The sequence below is a fragment of the Pseudomonas fluorescens genome (assembly GCF_900215245.1).
In the GTDB taxonomy this organism is placed as follows: domain Bacteria; phylum Pseudomonadota; class Gammaproteobacteria; order Pseudomonadales; family Pseudomonadaceae; genus Aquipseudomonas; species Aquipseudomonas fluorescens.
Genome location: NZ_LT907842.1, coordinates 1,578,904 through 1,600,502, shown reverse-complemented (window position 1 = coordinate 1,600,502; position 21,599 = coordinate 1,578,904). Strand labels below are relative to the sequence as shown.

Genomic DNA, 21,599 nt, shown 5'->3' with positions numbered 1-21,599 from the left:
TGAGTCGAGAGGCCAAATCGCAAATCACCGCACGAATGTTTCACACTGCGCCCGGTATGGTTGAGAACTAACTTAGTCCGGCTTTTGCGGTCTAGAATCCGCCTACTTCTTTCGAGGAAATCACTTCGTGAAATTGCTCCTTGCTGCGTTCGCCCTGGTTCTTCCCGTTATGGCCGCTGTGCCTGTCATGGCCGCCGAACCGACCCTCTACGGTCGCTACGAATACATCCAGTTGCCCGAGATAGGGGAAACCTTCAAGGCCAAGATGGACACCGGCGCGCTGACTGCCTCGCTGTCGGCCCGTAACATCGAAACCTTCACCCGCGACGGTGACGACTGGGTGCGCTTCCGTCTCGGCGGCAAGGATGCGAGCGACAAGGTCTACGAACATAAAGTCTCGCGTATCAGCAAGATCAAGAGCCGCGCCGACGAAGACGAGGACAAGGACGAAGCCACGGTGGCCAAGCGTCCGGTGATTGACCTGGAAATGTGCCTGGGTAACGTCAAGCGCACCGTCGAGGTCAACCTCACCGACCGCAGCAGCTTCAACTACCCGCTGCTGATCGGCGCCAAGGCCTTGCGTGAATTCGGCGCGGCGGTAAACCCGGCCCGTCGGTATACCGCTGACAAACCGGACTGCTGATTGAACCCATGCCGCATATCCTGATTGTCGAAGACGAAGCGGCGATAGCCGACACGTTGGTTTTCGCCCTGCACGGCGAGGGCTTCACCACCACCTGGTTGAGCCTCGGCCAGGAGGCGTTGGCCCATCAGCGCCAGACGCCAGCCGACCTGATCATCCTCGACATTGGCTTGCCGGATATCACCGGCTTTGAAACCTGCAAGCAATTGCGCCGTTTCAGCGAAGTGCCGGTGATGTTCCTCAGTGCTCGCGATGCCGAGATTGACCGCGTGGTGGGCCTGGAGATCGGTGCCGACGATTATGTGGTCAAGCCGTTCAGCCCACGGGAAGTGGCGGCGCGCGTGCGGGCGATCCTCAAGCGCGTCGGCCCAGGTGTGGCGCCCGCCGTGTTCCAGGTGGACCTGGAACGCATGCAAATCAGTTATCGCGGGCAGCCATTGAGCCTGACCCGGCATGAATTCCGTTTGCTGCAAAGCCTGCTTGAGCAACCCGAACGCGTGTTCAGTCGCGAGCAATTACTCGACGCGGTGGGCGTGGCGGCGGATGCCGGCTACGAGCGCAATATCGACAGCCACATCAAGAGCCTGCGCAGCAAACTGCGGGCTATTGCGGCCGATGCCGAGCCGATCCAGACCCATCGTGGCCTGGGCTACAGTTACAGCCCGAGCCACAGCTGATGCGCCTGGGGCTGCGGATTTTCCTGGTGTATGCGCTGTTTATCGGCCTGACCGGTTACTTTGTGCTCAACACGGTGATGAAGGAAATCCGCCCGGGCGTGCGCCAGTCCACTGAAGAAACCCTGGTGGACACCGCCAATCTACTGGCCGAGATTCTGCGCGATGATGTGAAAAACCATACCCTCGGCCAAAGCCATTGGGCCGAACTGCTCAAGGCCTACGGCAATCGCCAGCCCGGCGCGACCATCTGGGGCCTGCCGAAAAACCAGGTTAACCACCGCATTTACGTGACCGACGCCAAGGGCATCGTGCTGCTCGACTCCAGGGGCGAAGCGGTGGGCCAGGACTATTCCAAATGGAACGACGTGTACCTGACCCTGCGCGGCGAGTACGGCGCGCGCTCCACGCGCAGCGCAGCGGATGATCCGGCCTCGTCGGTGATGCATGTCGGTGCGCCGATCCGCGATAACGGGCAAATCATCGGCGTGGTCACCGTGGCCAAGCCCAACAGTTCGTTGCAGCCTTATGTCGACCGCACCGAGCGCCGCCTGCTGTGGTACGGCGCGGGGCTGGTGGTGATGGGCCTGCTGCTGGGCGCGCTGTTGTCGTGGTGGTTGAGTGTTGCGCTGCACCGGCTGACGGCTTATGCACAGGCAGTCAGCGAAGGGCGGCGTGCCGAGCTGCCGCATTACCGTGGCGGCGAACTCAAGCAACTGTCCACCGCCGTGGAGCACATGCGCACGCAGTTGGAGGGCAAGGCCTACGTCGAGCATTACGTGCACACCCTGACCCACGAACTGAAGAGCCCGCTGGCCGCCATTCGCGGCGCGGCGGAACTGTTGCAGGGCGACATGACCCGCGAGCAGCAGCAGCGCTTTGTGAGCAATATCGACAGTGAAAGCGCGCGCCTGCAACAGTTGATCGAACGCCTGCTGAACCTGGCGCAAGTGGAGCAGCGCCAGGGCCTTGAAGCGCAAACCAGTGTGCCGCTGGCCGCCCTGGTTGATGAGGTACTCCAGGCCCAATGCGCACGAATCGAAGGCGCCGGTTTGCAGGTCGAGCAAGCCATTGCCGCAGACGTGAAGGTGTTCGGCGAGCCTTTCCTGTTGCGCCAGGCCTTGGGCAATCTGCTGGAAAACGCCCTGGACTTCACGCCACCTTGCGGCGCGTTGAAATTCAGCGCGCAAACCCAGCATAACGACGTGTACGTCAGCCTGTTCAACCAGACGGCGCCGATTCCCGACTACGCACTGCCGCGCCTGAGCGAGCGCTTCTACTCGTTGCCACGCCCGGCCAGCGGGCGCAAAAGCACCGGCCTGGGCCTGAACTTCGTTGAAGAAGTGATGAAGCTGCATGGCGGCGCTTTGCAGATCGGCAATGTGCAAGGCGGTGTGCAAGTGGTGCTGCATCTCCACACAGTCTCCACATTGCCCACATAAATCGCCCATATGCGCGGCTCACGCTCTGCCTATCAAAACAGGGAGAGCCCCATGAACCGCAGCCTGCTTTTCAAACTTGGCGCCATTGCGCTGCTGATTCTGTTGTTACTGATTCCGTTGCTGATGATCAACGGCATCATTAGCGACCGCCAGCAACTGCGCGATGGCGTGTTGATGGACATCGCCCGCAGCTCCAGCTACAGCCAGCGCCTCACCGGGCCGGTGATGGTGGTGCCGTACCGCAAGACCGTGCGCGAGTGGAAACTCAATGAAAAGCTCAACAAACGCTACGAGCAAACCCGTGAAGAGCGCGGTCGTCTGTATTTCCTGCCGGACCGCTTTGAGCTCGACGGCAAGGTGCAAACCGAACTGCGCGCACGGGGCATCTACCAGGCGCGACTGTTCCATGCCGATAACCGTATCAGCGGGCATTTTGAGCTGCCTGCGCAGTTGGGCATCACCGAGGACTTTGCCGATTACCGCTTTGAACCGGCGTTTCTGGCGGTGGGTATCAGCGATATTCGCGGGATCGAAAACGCGCTGAAGCTGGAGCTGGGCAGCCAGCGTCTGGCGTTCTCGCCGGGCACTCAAGTGGATTGGCTGGGGGAGGGCGTGCACGTAATGCTGCCCGAGCAGGACAGCAAAAAACCGGCCGTGGTGGACTTCGCGTTCGACCTGCGCCTGCAGGGCACCGAACAGCTGCAAGTCGTCCCGGTGGGCAAGACCAGCCAGGTCACACTCGCCTCTAACTGGCCGCACCCGAGCTTTATCGGCAACTTCCTCCCGGCCCAACGAGACGTCACCGATAAAGGCTTCACCGCCAACTGGCAGACCTCGTTTTTTTCCACCAACCTCGAGCAAGCCCTGCAAACCTGCCTGGACCGGCAGGGCTGTGAAGACTTCACCAACCGCAGCTTCGGCGTGAACTTCATCGACCCGGTCGACCAATACCTCAAGAGCGACCGCGCGATCAAATACGCGCTGCTGTTTATCGCCCTGACGTTTGCTGGCTTCTTCCTCTTCGAAGTGCTCAAGAACCTGGCTGTGCACCCGATTCAATACGCATTGGTGGGTGTTGCCCTGGCGTTCTTCTACCTGCTGCTGTTGTCGTTGTCCGAGCACCTGGGGTTTGCGCTGGCGTATGTGATATCCGCCAGTGCCTGTGTGCTGTTGATTGGTTTCTACGTGTGCCATGTGCTGCGCAGCGTCACCCACGGCCTGGGGTTTTCGGCGGGGCTGGCGGCGTTGTATGGCTTGTTGTACGGGTTGCTGAGTGCCGAGGATTACGCGCTGCTGATGGGCTCGCTGTTGCTGTTCGGCCTGCTCGGCACGGTGATGGTGCTGACGCGCAAACTCGACTGGTATGGCGTGGGCAAGCGCAAAGCGAGCGAGCCTCTGCAGTTTGATCTGGAGGCCGTGCAATGATCGGGTTGCGTGAGGATCAGCGGGTGGGCGCGCAGCTGGCGGCAAGAATCGTCATATTCCTCAACGCCACCACCTTCCAATGTGGGAGCGGGTTTGCCTGCGAAAGCGCTGGGTCACCAACAGGTGCACTGAATGACACGCCGCAATCGCAGGCCAGCCTGCTCCCACAATGGAGGGGCATGAATGTCACACCGGTGGTTGGGTCTGCAGCATCGAAGGCCGCTGGCTGACCTCGGCGTACCAGGCGGCAAGCTTGGGGTTAGCGTCGCGCCATTGCAGGTCGGGGTGGCGGAAGTCGAGGTAACCCAGAGCGCACGCCACACTGATGGACGCGATGTCGAAGTGGCTGGCCAGCTCGGCAATTGCATCGGCCTCAAGCTCGACGAGGGTGCGGCGGATCTTGTTGCGCTGTTCGTCCAGCCACTGGTCCCAGTGTTTTTCCGGCGGGCGCAAGGCCGTCTCGTAACGCACCAGCACGGCGGCATCCATCATGCCGTCGGCCATCGAGGCCAGGGTCAGGCGCCGCCAGCGTGCCGAGCCGTCGCGGGGTATCAGCGGGTTGCCGACATGCTGGTAGTCAAGGTAGTCGAGGATCACCCGGCTGTCGTGCAACACCGTGCCGTCGGCGAGGCGCAGGGCCGGGATTTTACCCACGGGGTTGTCGTGCACCAATTGCGCATCCGGCTGGACCGGTGTCGGCATGCAACCGTGCAGGGTCACGCGGTCCTGCTGGCCGGTCTCGGCCAGTAACACGCGGACTTTGCGGACAAACGGTGACGCGGGGTTGTGAAACAAGGTCATGCTGGGCGCGGACATGGGCATTCCTCTGAATGGGCTGTGGCTAGCCTAGAGGGTTGCGCCGTGGCTGACGAGGGGGTTTTGGGTGTTTTTGAGGGCCTCATCGCCGGCAAGCCCGCTTCCACATTTTGAATTGTGAACGCAGCCCAAGGTGGGCGCTGGCTTGCCGGCGATGGCGCCCTCAGCCACGCCGCTTACACAACGCCCAAACACCCATGACAGCGGGAATCCCCAAGCCGACCCAACTGAGCGAATCCCACAGCCCATCGCCCAGCAACGCGGCAAACAACCCGGCTGCGCTGAGCACGCCAATCCCCAGCGGAATAGCAAACACCTTCCAGAAATTCGACTGACGCGGCTTCATGCCCTGGCCGCCTTGCGCCGCACGATCCACAGGTAAACGCCGCTGCCCAGCACGATGATGGTCAACACATCCAGCACCGCCCACAGGATCTTCATCGGCAGGCCGCCATAGTCACCAAAGTGCAAGGGCTGGGACATGCCCATGGCGTCCATGTACCACGGCCGTTCGGCAATGGCGGTGACGGCCAGGGTGCTCGCGTCGATCAACACCGGCGTGAGCAAGTGGGACGTCAGATGGGTGCTGCCTTTCATGAACACGGCGTAATGATGCTCACTGGAAAAGCGCGTACCGGGGAAGGCGATAAAGTCCGGCTGCATGCCGGGCGCGGCCTTGGCCGCAATGCTCAGCAGCTCGGTGGCCGGTGCGCGTTGTGTCAGCGGCGGCGCGTTTTTGTAGGGCTCGATCATCGCGCTGAGGCTGTCCTGGCGCCAGGCGGCGATGATCAGGTCGGCGCAGGCGCTGATCACGCCGGTCACACCCACCACCAGCGCCCAGGTCAGCGTGACCACGCCAATCAGGTTATGCAGGTCGAGCCAGCGCAGGCGGGTGGATTTGTCCTGGCGCACGGTGGCGAACTTCAAGCGGCGCATAAACGGCAGGTACAGCACCGTGCCCGAGACAATCGCCAGCACAAACAGAATACCCATGAACGCCAGCAGCAACTTGCCCGGCAGGCCGGCAAACATATCCACATGCAGGCGCAGCAGGAACAGCGTCAGCCCGCCGTTGGCCGCCGGGGTTTCCACGGCGTCGCCAGTGCGCGCATCGAGCATGAAGGTGTGAGACGAGTTGGGTTCGGTGCCGGCCGTGGCGGCCATGATCGCAATCACGCCGTTCTGGTCGTCGGCGTCCCACGCCAGGTATTGCATGGCCTCACCCGGGCGATGGGCCTGGGCCTTGGCCACCAGTTGCTCAAGGTTCAGGTGTGGCGTGTCGGCGGGCATCTGCGCCAGTTCAGGCTCGTTGCCCAGCAGGTGGTCGATCTCGTGGTGAAACACCAGCGGCAGGCCGGTGAGGGCGAGCAGCAGCAGGAAGACGGTGCAGATCAGGCTCGTCCAGGTGTGGATGAAGGACCAGCGGCGGATGGTTTTGCTTTTCATTTTCTTGCCTTCAGACACACCCAAGCCGCCCCGGAGGACGGCCTGATTATTAACTCAGCTGATTACCACTGGTAGGTGGCGCTGGCGACTACGCTGCGCTGGTCGCCGAAGTAGCAGTAGTTGCCATCGCAGGTGGACAGGTAATCTTTGTTGAACAGGTTGGTGGCGTTCAATTTAACCGACGCGCCTTTGAGGCTGTTATCCAGGCGGCCCAAGTCGTAGTGCACCGAACCATCGAACACGGTGTAGGCGTTGGCCTTACCCAACCAGGTGTTGGCCTGGTCGCCATAGGTGTTGCCGGTGTAGCGGGCACCCAAACCAATCCCGAAACCGTCAAGTACGCCGCTGTGCCAGGTGTAGTCAGTCCACAGCGAGGCTTGCTGGTTTGGCATCAATGTCAGGCGGTTACCTGTGTAAAGGCCTTTTTGTACTTCGGATTTTGCCAAGGTGTAGGCGGCGATGACCTTGAGGTTCTCGGTCACGTCAGACACTGCTTCCAGCTCCAGGCCCTTGACCTTCACTTCGCCGGTCTGGCTGTTGATTTGCTGGCCCCCTGCGCCGAGGGTGGTCACCTGCACATTTTTTTGGGTGAGGTCGTAAACCGCCGCACTCAGCAGCGTGTTGGAACCTGGCGGCTGATATTTGACCCCCATTTCCCATTGCTTGCCTTCGGTCGGTTTAAACGTCTTGAGCGCGGTTGTATCGGCGTTGCTCGCGGGTTGGAAGGACTCGGCGTAGGACAGGTACGGTACGAAGCCCGAGTCGAACACATAGCTCAGCGCCGCATTGCCACTGAAGTGTTTGATGCGGTCGGTGTTGGTCGCATCGTTGTCGTTGAAATAGGTGGTGCCCTGGTGCACCCAGTCTTCACGCCCACCCAAGGTCAGGCGCCACTTGTCCAGGGCCATCTGGTCCTGCACGTAGAGACCGGTTTGTACGGTTTTCTGGTTGTAGTCGTAGAACGGTCGGACATCCGTCGGGCGTACAGTCGGCTGAGTGTTGATCGGGTTGAAGATGTTGATACTCGATGCCGTGCCGTATAGGGCGCGGTACGAGGTGTCGGTACGCTGGTGATCGAGGCCGAGCAGTACTGTATGGCGGATGTCGCCGCTGGCGAAGTCGGCTTGGAAATGGTTGTCCACCGCGAACTGGCCAATGCTTTCGTCAACGTTGGTGGTAGACCGGCTGATATTGCCCGCCGCATCAGCCGGGGAAAACGCATAGGAGCCTACGGTCAGTTGCTGGAAGTCCAGCTCCGATTTGGTGTAACGCAGGTTCTGTTTGAACTGCCAGGTATCGTTGAAACGGTGTTCGAACGCATAGCCCAACGCGTAGTAAGTACGGTCGTAGAACTCGTAATCCGGATCGCCGAGGTTCTTGTGGTGGGAAACCTTGCCCAGTGGTGATTTGATCTTGGTGCCCTGAATGGGCATGAACTGGCTGGTAGTGCCGGTATCGTCACGGGTGAACTGCGAGAGCAGTGTCAGCTTGGTATCCGGGTCGATGTTCCAGGTCAGGCTGGGCGCGATGTTGTAGCGCTTGTTGTCGATATGGTCGACCTGAGTGCCGGCATCGCGTACCACGCCACTGATGCCATACAGGAACTGCCCTTCATCATCGACCTTGCCGGTACTAGCGAAGTTGATCTGGCGGTAGTTGTCACTGCCGTACTGCACTTGGATGGCGTTGCTCGATTCAGCGCTGGGACGGCGGCTGACCATGTCCAGCAGGCCGCCCGGTGGTGTCTGGCCGTAGATCGACGAGGCAGGGCCACGCAGCAGGGCGAGGCGGTCCAGGTTCCAGGTTTCGGCTTTCGGGTTGGCGTACACACCGCGTGGCAGTGGCAGGCCGTCGAGGAATTGCGTGGGCTCGAAGCCGCGTACGCGCATCCAGTCGTAGCGGGTGTCGCTGCCGTAACTGGACGATACGATGCCGGGCATGTATTTGACGGCGTCATCGAGGTTCTGGACGTTGCGATCCTGCATCTGTTCGCGGGTGGCAATGGAGATCGAGCGCGGTGCTTCGACCAGTGCCGTGTCGGTCTTGGTGCCGGCAGCGGTGCGCGTTGCCAGATAGCCTGTCACCGGGCCCCAGGCGCTTTCATAGCTGCCTTGCCCAATGATGCTGGTCTCCGGCAACGCCACAACGCCTTCCGGAATTGCCACCAGCGTAAACGTCCCGGCGCTGCTCTGTTCCAGCTGCAGCCCTGTCCCACGCAAGGCCTCACGCAGCGCGCCTTGCGCATCGTACTGGCCCTTCACCGGTGCCGAGGTTTTGCCCGACGCCAGCGCCGGGTTAAGGGTCAGCGCCAGGCCCGCCTGGCTGGCGATCTGGTTCAGGGTGCTGGCCAGTGGCGCGGCGGGCAGGTTGTAGGCGCGCACGTTCGAGGCCTGTTCAGCGGCGATCAGCGAGGTGCTAGTCAGCGGCGTGCTGAGGGCAATGGCCACGGCTAACAGGCTGGGGCGCAACAGGGTGTCTAGCGTGCGGGACATGGGGCGGCTCCTGAATGGAAATATTTCTCAATTGCCTATGTGCCGAGCGAGATTCGAAAAGTGATAGGGCTGAGCGAAGATATTTTTTGAGTCGGGTATTTGAAGCGTTTTTCAGGGCCGCGCAAGCTACAGCCCATGCACCGCATAACCTAAGGCTTGGCGGTAACGGTCACCCACCACGGCGTGCGCTGCTCGATCTGCACCGGCAAGGTCGGCAGCAGGGCGTTCAGCGCCAGGGTGGTGTCATGCAGCGGGAAGCTGCCGGTGATGCGCAGGTCGGCCACGGTGTTATCCACGCCCAGGTAGCCGGTGCGATAGCGGCTGAGCTCCTCGACCACGTCGCCCAGGCGGGCGTTGTCGACCACCAGCATGCCGCGTGTCCAGGCGTCGGTGGCGGGCGTGACGGCCAACACGGGGCCGAGACTGTCGCTGCGCATCAGCACTTGCTGGCCTTCGCAGAAAATCTGTTCGTGATGCAGTGCCTGTGGCTGAGCAGCCACCGCTGACTGCAGCACGCTCAGGCGCGTGGCGTCGTCTTCGCGCTTGACGATAAACCGTGTGCCCAGCGCCCGCAGGCTGCCGTCGCGGGTTTGTACATAGAAGGGGCGCGCATCGTTGTGGCCGGTTTCGACCAGCATCTCGCCTTCCTGCAACACGATCAGCCGGCGTTTTTCATCGAAGCGCACGTCGATGGCGCTGTGGGTGTTGAGGTTGATCAGCGTGCCATCCGCGAGTTTCAGCGTGCGCTGCTCGCCGGTGGCCGTGCGCTGGTCGGCCAGCCAATAGTGGATCGGCACGTAGCGCTCACCGGCAAACACCACCAGGCCGCACACCAGCGCGATACTTGCCAGGCCGCGGCCAAGTTTGCGCACGCGCTGGCGCAGGCTCTCGCGAGACTGCACCAACGCCGCCCGCGCCGGGCCCGACGCCCTGCTGAAACGCTGGTCGAGCATGCCCAACTGGCGCCAGGCGCGCGCATGTTCTTCATCGCCGGCCAGCCATTTGGCGAACTCTTCCTGCGCCACCAGGCTGCCGTCGCCCGAGTCGAGGGACAGTTGCCAGGCAATTGCCGCGTCCAGCACGCGGGCCGAGACCGGTTTGGAGCTGATCACGGGCACGCCGGCTCGCCATACAGCGCGACGTAGCACTGGCGAATGCCCTGGGCCAGGTACTGACGCACGCGAGGCACCGACACACCGAGACGCCGGGCGATTTCGGCGTGGCCCAGGCCGTCGAGGCGGTTATAGAGGAAGGCGGCGCGGGCCTTGCTCGACAGTTTGGCGAGCAGGTGGTCGATGGCCTTGAGGTCTTCGAGGATCAATTGCTGTTCTTCGGGCGACGGCTGTTCGCTTTCCGGTAGCAGCATCAGCTCGCTGAGGTAAGCCTGTTCCAGGGCTGCGCGGCGAAAGTAGTCGAACAGCAGCCCTTTGGCGATCGACACCAGGAACGCCCGTGGCTCGCGCGGTTCGCGCAACTCTTCACGGCCCAGCAGGCGCATGAACGTGTCCTGGCTCAAGTCTTCGGCGCGGCTCGGGCAGGCCACGTTGCGGCGCAGCCACGCCAACAGCCAGCCACGATGGTCGCGGTATAACGCGCCAACAAGCTCACTGTGTGGGGGCTGGACCGACGACAAGGCATCACCGAATAAACAAGAGGTTTAAACTAACGAGAATTATTCGCGATTGTGTCAGAGGCAGGGAGTGGGCGCAATTGGCGTCTGTCGGGCGGTGCCACTAAAACGCTGGCGCTTGTTTGCGGCGTTTCCATTGGCTCAGGCGCTCTTGCAGCGCTTGAGGGCTGGCGATTGCTTGCTGCTGCGCGCGGTTAAACAGGATGAGCATCAGCTCAGCCGTGGCCAGTGCATCGGCGCTGGCGTGATGGCGTTCGCCCACTTGCAGTTTGAAGTGGTTGATCCAGTCGTCGAGGCCGGCTTCGCGGATATTCGCTTCGGGGCACAGCAGTGGGGCGATGTCTGCAACATCGAGAAACGGATGGCTCAGCCGATAGCCCAAGCTGTCCTTGAGTGCACGGCACAGCATGTGCTGATCGAACGGTGCATGAAACGCCAGCATCGGGCTGTCGCCGACAAACGCCATGAAATCCAGCAGGGCTTCGACCGGGTCGCTGCCGGCAGCGATGGCACTGGGGCCGAGGCCGTGGATCAGTACACTGGGGCTGAGTTTTGTTTCGGCACGTTGCAGGGTGCGCTCGAACATTTGCGAGAAGTCCACCGCGCCGTCCTCGATGACCACGGCACCGATGGACAGTACCTGGTCTCGGTTGAGGTTCAGGCCGCTGGTTTCCAGGTCGACCACTACCCAGCGCTGGCTGCGCAGAGAGCCAGTCCCCAACCCCACAGGTTTGGGCAGTTGCGCCAGGCGCAGTTGCTGGGTTGCGTCCAGCCCGGGCTTTTTTGTCCGTAGCCAACTGAACAGGCTCACAGCTGGTACCGAAAGGTCAGGCTGCTTTGCAGGCGCTGGGCCTGACGCAGGGATTCACGCAAGATGCGCCGATCCAGGTGGTTGAGACTGTCAGGGTCGACACGGTTGGAATAGGCCTGGTTCTCGCGGCTTTGCAACTGGTGCTGCTGCATGCGGGTTTGCTGGATAAAGTGATAGGCCTCTTCGTATGCCGCGCCGTCGAGTGGCTCAATGACTTCCTTGTCCACCAACTGGCGCAGGCGCTCCAGGGTATTGATGGCGTGGACGCCGTTGGCCAGGGCGAGTAGGCGAGCACCGTCCACAAACGGCGTGAGGCCCTGCACCTTAAGATCGAGTGTGGCTTTTTCGCCACCTTTGCGCGTCAGCACAAAATCGCGGAAACGCCCTACCGGCGGGCGTTGGCGCAAGGCGTTCTCGGCCAGCATGCGTTGGAACAGCCGGTTATCCGCGACTTGATCCAGAATGCCCTGGCGCAATTGCTCACAGCCCTGTTCGTCGCCCCACACCACGCGCAAGTCAAAATAGATGCTTGAGCCCAGCAGGTTCTCCGGCGTCGCCTCGCGAATAAACGCACCGAAGCGCCGCGCCCACTCGGCCCGCGACAGGCACAGTTCGGGGTTACCGGCCATGATATTGCCCTTGCACAAACTGAAGCCGCACAGCGCCAGGCTCTGGTTGATCTGCTGCGCCAGGGGCAACAAGCGGCCGCGAATCGCTGCGGCTTCGGCGGCGTCCTTGGCATCGAACAGAATGCCGTTGTCCTGATCGGTAAACAGTGTCTGCTCGCGACGGCCTTCGCTGCCGAAACACAGCCAACTGAACGGCACGCCGGGGTCGCCTTTGTCGGCCAGCGTCAGCTCGATCACCCGGCACACGGTGTGGTCGTTGAGCAAGGTAATGATGTGCGTGATCTGGGTGGACGACGCGCCGTGGGCGAGCATGCGTTCCACCAGTTGGCCGATTTCACCGCGTATCGCCACCAGGTTTTCGACCCGGGGCGCATTGCGGATGGTGCGGGCCAAGTGCACCAGGTCAACCCGTTGCAGGGAAAACAGGTCGCGTTCGGACACCACGCCACACAGGCGCTGGTCTTTCACCAGGCACACATGGGCGATATGCCGCTCGGTCATGGCGATGGCGGCGTCGAAGGCGCTGTGGTCCGGGCTGAGGAAGAACGGCGCCTGGGTCATATGGCCGTCGATCGCCTGATTGAAATCACTGGTGCCGTCGGCAACCACCTGGCGCAGGTCGCGCAGGGTGAATATCCCCAAGGGCGCTTTGTGCTCGTCGACGATCACAATGCTGCCCACTTGTTGCTCATGCATAAGCGTCACCGCCTCGCGCAGCGGCGTGTCCGGGCTGCAGGTGACCGGATGGCGCATCGCCAATTCGCCAAGACGAGTGTTCAGCGAGTACTGGGTGCCGAGGGTCTCTACGGCTTTTTGCTGCACCTGCTGGTTGACCTGGTCCAGCAAGCTGCTGACACCGCGCAGGGCGAAATCGCGAAACGCACTGGAGAGGGCGAACAGCTTGATAAACGCCGGCTTGTTCAGTTGCAGGCAGAACGTATCTTCGGCGGCCTTGTGCTCGGTGCGCGTCGCCCGTTCGCCCAGCAGTGCGGCAAGAGGGAAGCACTCACCGGTGGTGATTTCGAAGGTGGTTTCGGCCGCTTCCTGATTTAACTGCGGGCGTTCGCCGACGACGCGGCCTTGCTTGACGATATAAAAATGCTCCACCGGCCCGCCCGATGGTTTGAGGATGCTCTCGCCAGGGCCATAGAAACGCAGTTGGCACTGTTCCACCAGAAACGCCAAGTGGGCGTTTTCCATCTGGTTGAACGGGGGAAAGCGTTGCAGGAATTGCAGGGTGCCGTGGATGTTCTGCAACACGGCGGTTTTTCCCGCCTGGGTGAAAGCATCAGCTTTACTCATAAGAGTGACCGCAGTTTCTTGTCGTTATCGTCCTTTATGGTCAGCCCCCGTGCTCCGGGTGCCCATTGGACGTAAGTCTAGTTCGCGGGAAAACGATTCACGACTAGGGAAAAACCTTAGATGGCTAGTGTTAAAACCCGGTAGAACGCCCACTAGGCAAACTTTCCGACGAAGTGCACATTGTTCGCCCTTCCGCAGATGTCTGACGAGTGTGCTGGGAGATTGAATAGAACTGCTGAGAAACGTATGTCCGACCACGATATTTTGAGTGATGCCGAGCGCGAGGCGCTGAGCGCCGTGATGCTGGAGCCTGATTTACCGCCACAACGGGTGTTGATTGTCGATGACGACAAAGACGCGCGTGAATTGCTGGCGGAGATCCTGGGGCTGGACGGCATTCGCTGCATGACCGCTGACAATGGTGAGACGGCATGGGATTTGTTGGAGTCCAGCAGCTCCATCGGTTTACTGATCACCGACCTGCGCATGGCACCGAGCAATGGCCTGGAACTGATCCAGCAAGTGCGCAGCTCTGCCCGAGCAGCGCTGCCGATCATCATCATGTCGGGGGACGCAGACGCGCGCGACGTCATCGACGCCATGCACATGAGTGTGGTGGACTTCATGCTCAAGCCGATCGACAGCGTCAAGCTGGCGAAGATGGTGAAGCGTGAGCTGGGGATGGCTTCTTGAGTATCTGTTGACCGTGCAGGCGTATTCGCGAGCAAGCCCGCTCCCACATTTGAGCGCATGCCTCCTGTAGAAATGCCGTCGAGTGTGGGAGCGGGCTTGCTCGCCAACGCGTCACGACCACCACATTCCCCAATGAAAAGGCCCTGATCTCGCGATCAGGGCCTTTTCATTTACAAGCCGTTCTTGGCCTTGAACTCCCGACGCCGACGGTGCAACACCGGCTCGGTATAACCATTGGGTTGCTGGGCCCCTTCAATCACCAATTCCACCGCTGCCTGGAACGCGATGTTGCTGTCGAAGTCCGGGGCCAGTGGGCGATACAGCGCGTCACCGGCATTCTGACGGTCGACCACCGGCGCCATGCGCTTGAGGCTTTCCATCACTTGGGCTTCGTTGACAACGCCGTGGCGCAGCCAGTTGGCGATGTGCTGGCTGGAGATCCGCAGCGTAGCGCGGTCTTCCATCAGGCCGACGTCGTTGATGTCCGGCACTTTCGAACAGCCCACGCCCTGATCGATCCAACGCACCACATAGCCAAGGATGCCCTGGGCGTTGTTGTCCAGCTCATTCCGGATTTCTTCGTCGGACCAATCGGTATTGCTGGCCAGAGGAATGGTCAGGATATCGTCCAGCGACGCACGCTCGCGCTTGGCCAGTTCGGCCTGGCGCGCGAACACGTCGACCTTGTGATAGTGCAGCGCGTGCAGTGCAGCCGCCGTTGGCGATGGCACCCAGGCGGTGTTGGCGCCGGCCATAGGGTGAGCGATTTTCTGTTCGAGCATCGCCGCCATCAAGTCGGGCATTGCCCACATACCTTTACCGATCTGCGCACGCCCTTGCAGGCCGGTGCTCAGGCCGATATCGACGTTCCAGTTCTCGTAGGCGCCGATCCATTTTTCCGCCTTCATGGCGGCCTTGCGCACCATCGCGCCGGCTTCCATGGACGTATGGATCTCGTCGCCGGTGCGGTCGAGGAAGCCGGTGTTGATAAACACCACACGCTCGCTGGCCGCCTTGATGCAGGCCTTGAGGTTGACCGTGGTGCGGCGCTCCTCGTCCATGATTCCGACTTTGAGGGTGTTGCGCGGCAGGTTCAGCACGTCTTCGATGCGGCCGAACAGCTCGTTGGTGAACGCCGCTTCTTCGGGGCCATGCATCTTCGGTTTTACGATGTACACCGAACCGGTACGGCTGTTCTTGCGGCTGCTGTTGCCGTTGAGGCTGTGGATCGCTGCCAGGCTGGTGAGCAGGCCGTCGAGGATGCCTTCCGGTACTTCGTTGCCGTCTTTGTCGAGGATCGCGTCGATGGTCATCAAGTGGCCAACGTTGCGCACGAACAGCAGCGAGCGGCCGTGCAGGGTCACGTCCTGGCCATCGACGCCGGTGTAGACACGGTCGGCGTTCATGGTGCGGGTGAAGGTCTTGCCGCCCTTGGCCACTTCTTCGGCGAGGTCGCCTTTCATCAGGCCGAGCCAGTTGCGGTAGATCACCACTTTGTCATCGGCATCGACAGCGGCAACCGAGTCTTCGCAGTCCATGATGGTGGTCAGCGCGGCTTCCATCAGCACGTCTTTGACGCCGGCGGCGTCGGTCTGGCCGACCGGGGTGCTGGCGTCGATCTGGATTTCGAAGTGCAGGCCGTTGTGCTTCAGCAGGATCGCAATCGGCTGGGCCGCCGGGCCCTGGAAACCGATCAACTGGGCATCGTCGCGCAGGCCGCTGTTGCTGCCGCCCTTGAGGCCGACGACCAGCTTGCCATCAACGATTTTGTAAGCGGTGGAGTCGACGTGGCTGCCGGCAGTCAGCGGCGCGGCTTCGTCGAGGAAGGCACGGGCGAAGGCAATCACCTTGTCGCCACGCACTTTGTTGTAACCCTTGCCCTTTTCGGCGCCGTCGGCTTCGCTGATGGCGTCGGTGCCATACAACGCGTCATACAGCGAGCCCCAGCGCGCGTTTGAGGCGTTGAGGGCGAAACGGGCGTTCATCACCGGAACCACCAGCTGTGGGCCGGCCATGCGGGCGATTTCGTCATCGACGTTTTGGGTCGAGGCCTGGAAGTCTGCGGCTTCTGGCAGCAGGTATCCGATGTCTTGCAGGAAGGCTTTGTAGGCCACCGGGTCGTGGGCCTGGCCGGCATGGGTTTGGTGCCAGGTGTCGATCCGCGCTTGGAAATCGTCGCGTTTGGCGAGTAGGGCTTTGTTCTTCGGTGCCAGGTCGTGGATGACCTTGTCGGCGCCGGCCCAGAACTGGTCGGCAGTGATGCCGGTACCGGGAATGGCTTCGTTATTCACGAAGTCGAACAGGACTTTGGCGACCTGCAGGCCACCGACTTGAACGTGTTCAGTCATTGCTTGCCTCACTCTGCGGAGCTAATGCGCTTTTCAGCTTTTCAATTTACCAATGAAGCCTCTGGCCATTTAAACCACGAACCCATTCCCAGTACATGCCGTGCAGGCGGCTGGGCGAGAGGGTTGACGCAGTACTTGGGTGCCTTGGCAGACATCGACCTAACGTTATGTAGTGCGCGATTGGGCATACTACATGATGACTTGCGGTTGTGAAAATTAGACTAAATACGTCGTTTAGCGACCCATTTTGGTCATGCGGTCACAGCGGATAACGGGATGTTCTCAAAAAACTATTGGATTGTTCCAGATAAATATAAAAATGGTACACGATTTGTTTTCGAGGGCGCCTGCGTCCACCTTGTAGATTGAATTCAGAGGGCTTCGCCATGGACCATCTTGTACTCACTATTATCGCCGCCGACAAACCCGGCTTGGTTGAACGCATCGCGCAGAACATCGCCGCTCACGGCGGCAACTGGCTGGAAAGCCGAATGGCCCACATGGCTGGGCAATTTGCCGGGATCCTGCGGGTCAGCGTTCCCACGCAGAGCCGTCAGGACCTGGTGAATGCGCTGGAGGATTTATCCACCCATGGCATTCGTGTGCTGGTGGGCGAGGGCAGTACCGGGCAGGCGTTGGACGCCAAGCCAATCTTGATGACGCTGGTGGGCAATGACCGTTCGGGGATTGTGCGCGAGATTACCGCGCTGTTGAGCAAGCAGGGCGTCAACCTGGAGCGCTTGAGCACTGATGTGCGTCCGGCCCCGATGAGCGGTGATCCGCTATTCAATGCCGAGGCGCTGTTGCGGGTGCCGTCAACCCTGTCCCTGGAGACGCTGCAGGAATCTTTGGAAACCTTGGCGGATGACTTGATGGTGGAACTGCGCAGCGAGGAATAACGGCCCACAGGGTTATGCATGGAAATCTTGCATGGGCCTGTGGATAACCTGTAGAGACCCGGCGCCAGGCCACGTGCGCCGTGGTTCTCCGTCGGCTGAGCAAAAAACGAGCAGTTTCAACGGCTTGTGCACAAATGGCGGGGATCAGGTTGTGGATAACCTTGGGGTGGATGTCTGCAAGCCATGCACGCTGTGGCTTGCAGAGGTTTGTACGTTATTTGATCAGCGTTTGCGCACGGTCAGCCAGGCATCCAGGCTGTAGACCACCAGGCCGGCCCAGATAAAAGCGAAGGCAATCAGCGTGCTCGGTGCCAGGTGCTCACCGAACAGCAGCACCGCTTCGAGCAGTACCAGCGTCGGCGCGACGTACTGCAAAAAGCCCAGCGCGGTGTAGGGCAAATGCCGCGCAGCGGCGTTGAAACACACCAGCGGGATCAGCGTCACCGGGCCTGCAGCCACCAGCCACCAGGCTTCGGAGGTGCTCCAGAATTCAAGCTGGGCACTGTGGGCCGACGGGTTGAACAGCAACCAGGCCACGGCAATCGGCACCAGCATCCAGGTTTCCACCACCAGCCCCGGCAACGCCTTGACCGGTGCCTGCTTGCGGATCAACCCATAAAAGCCAAAGGTCAGCGCCAGCACCAGCGACACCCACGGCAAACTGCCGACTTGCCACACCTGTTGCGCCACACCCACCGCCGCCAGCCCGACGGCTATCCACTGCAAGCGCCGCAAGCGTTCGCCGAGAATCAGCATGCCCAGCAGCACATTCACCAACGGGTTTATGTAATAACCCAGGCTCGCTTCCAGCATGCGTCCGCTGTTCACCGACCACACATAGGTCAGCCAGTTAGCCGCAATCAACGAGCCACTGAGTGCCAGAATAGCCAGGCGCTTGGGGTTGTCGCGCAGCTCACGGAACCAGCCCGGGTGTTTCCACACCATTAACAGCAGACCGCCGAACAGCGCCGACCACAACACGCGGTGCACGATGATTTCGGCGGCGGGAACACTGGCGATGGCTTTGAAGTAGAGCGGGAACAGGCCCCAGATGACATAGGCACTCAGGCCCAGGATGTAACCCTTGCGGGGGTTGGCGGCGTGCATTGCGGAATCCTTGCTTAGGCAGCTATCAAAGCGCGATTGTAAGGATTTTTGTCCGCAGGTGGGATTGGCTTTTCTGTGGGAGCTGGCGTGCCTGTGATGACTTCACCTTGGTGCGACGGATGCACCGAGTTGTTTGCATCGCCGGCAAGCCGGCTCCCACAAGAAGCAGAGCCAGGGTCAGAACAGTTTCAGCGGTTCTTCGTTGAGGGCCGACAGTTGCTCACGCAACGCCAGCACCTGATCACCCCAATACCGCTCGCTGCCGAACCACGGGAAGCTGTGCGGGAACGCCGGGTCATCCCAGCGTCGTGCCAGCCAGGCGCTGTAGTGCATCAGGCGCAAGGCGCGCAGTGGTTCGATGAGTGCCAGTTCGCGGGGGTCGAAGTCGTGGAATTCCTGATAGCCGTCCATCAATTCCGACAGCTGGCCCAGGCATTCCTGACGGTCCCCGGCGAGCATCATCCACAGGTCCTGGACGGCCGGGCCCATGCGGCAGTCATCGAGGTCGACGATATGGAACATTTCATCGCGGCACATCATGTTGCCGGGGTGGCAATCGCCGTGCATGCGGATGTTCTTGTGCGGCGTGGCCTTGTACACCTCTTCCACACGCTTGAGCAGGTCGCGCGCCACGGACTCGTATGCCGGCAGCAGGCTCTTGGGAATGAAATTGCCTTCCAGCAAGGTGTTGAGGGAATCGTGACCGAAGTTCTTCACGCCCAGCGCTTCGCGGTGTTCGAACGGGCGGGTGGAGCCGACCGCATGCAAACGGCCGAGCAACTGCCCCAGGCGATACAGCTGATCGAGATTACCCGGCTCCGGCGCACGGCCACCCCGGCGTGGAAACAGGGTGAAGCGAAAACCGGCGTGTTCGAACAGGCTTTCTCCGTTATGGATCATGGGCGCGACCACCGGCACATCGCATTCGGCCAGTTCGAAGGTGAAGCGGTGTTCTTCGAGGATCGCTTCATTGGTCCAGCGCTGGGGCCGGTAAAACTTGGCGATCAGCGGTTCGGAGTCTTCGATGCCCACCTGATACACACGGTTTTCGTAGCTGTTGAGCGCCAGAACGCGAGCATCGCTGAGAAAACCGATACTTTCGACAGCGTCGAGTACCAGGTCGGGGGTGAGTGTTTCAAACGGATGGGCCATGCAAACTCCTGCGCGCAGCAGGGCGCCGCGTCCGGCTCGGTATGGTAACGCACCCGCGCATAGATAGGTGGTGGCTGTGCGGACGCCTGCACAGGCAAGCCCGTTCCCACAATTGCCCGAGTGCCACCTTTGGAATGCGGTCAATTGTGCGAGCGGGCTTGCTCGCGATGAGGCCCTGTCAGGCGCCGACGACCCCACCGTCATCCCGCCGAATCGCCATCACTGACGAGCGCGGTTTACCGTTGGGCAGATGCTCCGGCCAAGTCGAACCACCGGTTTCCCCCGGGTGCTGAATTCCCACGAACAGGGTCTTCTGATCCGGCGAAAAGCTGATCCCCGTGACCTCACACGCCACCGGCCCGACCATGAAGCGACGAATTTCGCCGGTCGTCGGGTCGGCACACAGCATCTGGTTATTGCCCATGCCGGCGAAGTCGCCCGCGTTGCTGTAGTCGCCGTCGGTCAGGATCCACAAGCGCCCGGCCTTGTCGAAACCCAAGCCATCAGGGCTGTTGAACATGTTTTGTGGGTTGATGTTGGCAGAGCCGCCTTTGGGCGTACCGGCATGCACACCCGGGTTGCCGGCCACTACAAACAGGTCCCAGGTGAAGGTCGAGGCGCCGTGGTTATCCGCATCGGCCTTCCAGCGCAGGATCTGGCCGTAGACGTTTTTCGCGCGCGGGTTAGGCCCGCCAACGGGTTGGCCTTCCTCGCCGCGCTTGGCGTTGTTGGTGAGGGTGCAATAGACCTGGCCATCGGTGGGGCTGACCACGATCCATTCCGGGCGGTCCATGCGGGTGGCTTTCACCACGCTGGCGGCCAGGCGCGCATGGATCAGCACTTCGGCCTGGCTGGCGAAACCGCTGCTGGCGTCAATGCCGTTTTTGCCGTGGGTCAGCTCGACCCATTCGCCTTTGCCTTTGGGATGATCGGCATTGCCGTCGCCTGCGTCGAAAATGGCCACGTAGAGCGTGCCGTGGTCGAGCAGGTCCTTGTTGGCTTTCGGGTTGTGATGATTGATCGGGTCGCGGCTGACAAATTTGTAGATGAACTCACCGCGCTCGTCGTCGCCCATGTACACCACGGCACGCCCGTCGCGGGTTTCTGCCAGCGCGGCGTTTTCATGCTTGAAGCGGCCAAGGGCAGTGCGTTTGACCGGCGTGGACTTCGGGTCGAACGGGTCGATTTCCACCACCCAGCCATGTCGGTTGAGCTCATTGGGGTTCTTGGCCATGTCGAAGCGCGGGTCGTGCGGGTGCCAGTTGATCTCTTTGCTGGCGGCCACCACGCCGTAGCGCTTTTGCCCGGCGTCGAAGGCTTGTTGGGGGTTGCTGCTGCCGAAGCAGTCGGTGAAGTTCTCTTCGCACGTCAGATAAGTGCCCCACGGCGTCTTGCCGTTGGCGCAGTTCTGGAAGGTGCCGAGGACTTTTTTGCCGGTTTTGTCGGCGCTGGTTTTCAGCCATTCATGCCCTGCGGCCGGGCCGCTCAGGCGAATCGGCGAGTTGCCGTGGATGCGCCGGTTGTAGCGCGAGTCCTGGACGAACTGCCAAGTGTCGCCCTTGCGCCGCACTTCGATGACCGACACACCTTCGCTGGCCTGGGCCTTGCGCACGTCTTCGGCAGACTGCGGTGCGCCGCCGTGGGCGTAGAGGTAGCGGTAGTTGGTGTATTCGTTGTTGATCGCCATCAGTGCGCGGTTGTCGTCGCCGGGGAAGGCGAACAGGCTCATGCCGTCGTTGTTGTCACCGAATTGCTGCTCCTGGGCCTGGGCGCTGCCGTTGCCGGACGGGTCAAAGGCCGGGCCATGGGTGTGCAGCGGCTGGCCCCAACTGATCAATACCGAGGCGCTGTAGCCGGGCGGCAAGGTGATGGCGTCGCTAGTGGCAGCGGCGATGCTGGTAAAGCCCAGCAATGGGCTGGCGGTCGCGGCATTCACGGCCATTGCGCTGCGCGTCAGCAGGTTGCCGCCCAGGAACATCGCTGCACCACACAGGGCGCCGGCGCCGATAAAACGCCGGCGGGTGAGGCCGACCATCTGTTCAAGGTCAGTGGCTTGGTTTTCTTCTAATAAGCTCATGTCAGGCTCCCTG

18 protein-coding genes are annotated in these 21,599 nt (G+C 61.3%); 6 read left to right on the top strand and 12 right to left on the bottom strand.

The window, feature by feature from the left end:
• Positions 1-127: 127 nt before the first annotated feature.
• From rloA2 to creD, 4 genes are read left to right on the top strand one after another with little or no spacing between them, the layout of a single operon-like run.
• Positions 128-643, top strand: a complete 516-nt coding sequence (gene rloA2, locus CPH89_RS07550) for a retropepsin-like aspartic peptidase RloA2 (protein WP_053258366.1) — start codon at positions 128-130, stop codon at positions 641-643.
• Between the two features lie 8 nt (positions 644-651).
• Positions 652-1,320, top strand: a complete 669-nt coding sequence (gene creB / locus CPH89_RS07545; protein ID WP_053258365.1) for a two-component system response regulator CreB — start codon at positions 652-654, stop codon at positions 1,318-1,320.
• A complete protein-coding gene (creC, locus tag CPH89_RS07540; protein WP_053258364.1) occupies positions 1,320-2,759 on the top strand; it encodes a two-component system sensor histidine kinase CreC in 1,440 nt (479 codons plus the stop codon). Before creB ends, creC begins: the two co-directional genes overlap by 1 nt.
• A gap of 51 nt (positions 2,760-2,810) precedes the next feature.
• Positions 2,811-4,184 carry a cell envelope integrity protein CreD gene (gene creD, locus CPH89_RS07535; RefSeq protein ID WP_053258363.1) on the top strand — a complete coding sequence of 458 codons (1,374 nt, stop codon included), beginning with the start codon at positions 2,811-2,813 and terminating at the stop codon, positions 4,182-4,184.
• 186 nt (positions 4,185-4,370) lie between these two features.
• Here the strand turns inward: creD and CPH89_RS07530 are convergent, their stop codons facing one another.
• The 8 genes from CPH89_RS07530 to CPH89_RS07495 all read right to left on the bottom strand — a co-directional run bounded on the left by CPH89_RS07530 (position 4,371) and on the right by CPH89_RS07495 (position 13,310).
• Entirely contained in the window at positions 4,371-5,000 is a 630-nt protein-coding gene (locus tag CPH89_RS07530) for a glutathione S-transferase (protein WP_053258362.1), read from the bottom strand.
• 163 nt (positions 5,001-5,163) lie between these two features.
• Positions 5,164-5,346, bottom strand: a complete 183-nt coding sequence (locus tag CPH89_RS07525) for a hypothetical protein (protein WP_053258361.1) — start codon at positions 5,344-5,346, stop codon at positions 5,164-5,166.
• The gene (locus CPH89_RS07520) at positions 5,343-6,446 is read right to left on the bottom strand and encodes a PepSY-associated TM helix domain-containing protein (RefSeq protein ID WP_053258360.1); all 1,104 of its coding nucleotides are present in this window, start codon (positions 6,444-6,446) and stop codon (positions 5,343-5,345) included. The genes CPH89_RS07525 and CPH89_RS07520 overlap by 4 nt, the downstream gene beginning before the upstream one ends.
• Before the next feature lie 62 nt (positions 6,447-6,508).
• Complete coding sequence (locus tag CPH89_RS07515) at positions 6,509-8,938, bottom strand: TonB-dependent siderophore receptor (RefSeq protein WP_053258359.1); 2,430 nt, start codon at positions 8,936-8,938, stop codon at positions 6,509-6,511.
• 149 nt (positions 8,939-9,087) lie between these two features.
• Positions 9,088-10,056: a FecR domain-containing protein gene (locus tag CPH89_RS07510; protein ID WP_053258358.1), complete on the bottom strand. Its 969-nt coding sequence runs from the start codon at positions 10,054-10,056 to the stop codon at positions 9,088-9,090.
• Entirely contained in the window at positions 10,047-10,571 is a 525-nt protein-coding gene (locus CPH89_RS07505; protein ID WP_053258357.1) for an RNA polymerase sigma factor, read from the bottom strand. Before CPH89_RS07505 ends, CPH89_RS07510 begins: the two co-directional genes overlap by 10 nt.
• A gap of 100 nt (positions 10,572-10,671) precedes the next feature.
• Positions 10,672-11,379, bottom strand: coding sequence for a 3'-5' exonuclease (locus CPH89_RS07500; RefSeq protein WP_053258356.1), 708 nt, complete (start codon positions 11,377-11,379; stop codon positions 10,672-10,674).
• On the bottom strand, positions 11,376-13,310 hold the full coding sequence (locus CPH89_RS07495) for a putative nucleotidyltransferase substrate binding domain-containing protein (RefSeq protein WP_053258355.1): 1,935 nt from the start codon (positions 13,308-13,310) through the stop codon (positions 11,376-11,378). The genes CPH89_RS07500 and CPH89_RS07495 overlap by 4 nt, the downstream gene beginning before the upstream one ends.
• Positions 13,311-13,556: 246 nt before the next feature.
• Between CPH89_RS07495 and CPH89_RS07490 the strand changes: the two genes are divergently transcribed.
• Positions 13,557-14,003 (top strand): response regulator, encoded by a 447-nt coding sequence (locus tag CPH89_RS07490; protein ID WP_053258354.1) that lies wholly within the window; start codon positions 13,557-13,559, stop codon positions 14,001-14,003.
• A 170-nt stretch (positions 14,004-14,173) separates the two neighbouring features.
• Here CPH89_RS07490 and CPH89_RS07485 read toward each other — a convergent pair whose 3' ends face one another.
• On the bottom strand, positions 14,174-16,351 hold the full coding sequence (locus CPH89_RS07485; RefSeq protein WP_053258353.1) for a malate synthase G: 2,178 nt from the start codon (positions 16,349-16,351) through the stop codon (positions 14,174-14,176).
• A 386-nt stretch (positions 16,352-16,737) separates the two neighbouring features.
• Here CPH89_RS07485 and CPH89_RS07480 point away from each other — a divergent pair, with 386 nt between their 5' ends.
• Entirely contained in the window at positions 16,738-17,250 is a 513-nt protein-coding gene (locus tag CPH89_RS07480; protein WP_053258352.1) for a glycine cleavage system transcriptional repressor, read from the top strand.
• Positions 17,251-17,472: 222 nt separating this feature from the next.
• Here CPH89_RS07480 and rarD read toward each other — a convergent pair whose 3' ends face one another.
• The 3 genes from rarD to CPH89_RS07465 form a co-directional block, all read right to left on the bottom strand.
• The gene (rarD, locus tag CPH89_RS07475) at positions 17,473-18,357 is read right to left on the bottom strand and encodes an EamA family transporter RarD (protein ID WP_053258351.1); all 885 of its coding nucleotides are present in this window, start codon (positions 18,355-18,357) and stop codon (positions 17,473-17,475) included.
• Between the two features lie 177 nt (positions 18,358-18,534).
• Positions 18,535-19,509: a serine/threonine protein kinase gene (locus CPH89_RS07470; protein ID WP_015886213.1), complete on the bottom strand. Its 975-nt coding sequence runs from the start codon at positions 19,507-19,509 to the stop codon at positions 18,535-18,537.
• Between the two features lie 178 nt (positions 19,510-19,687).
• A complete protein-coding gene (locus tag CPH89_RS07465; RefSeq protein ID WP_053258350.1) occupies positions 19,688-21,586 on the bottom strand; it encodes a PhoX family protein in 1,899 nt (632 codons plus the stop codon).
• Positions 21,587-21,599: the final 13 nt, after the last annotated feature.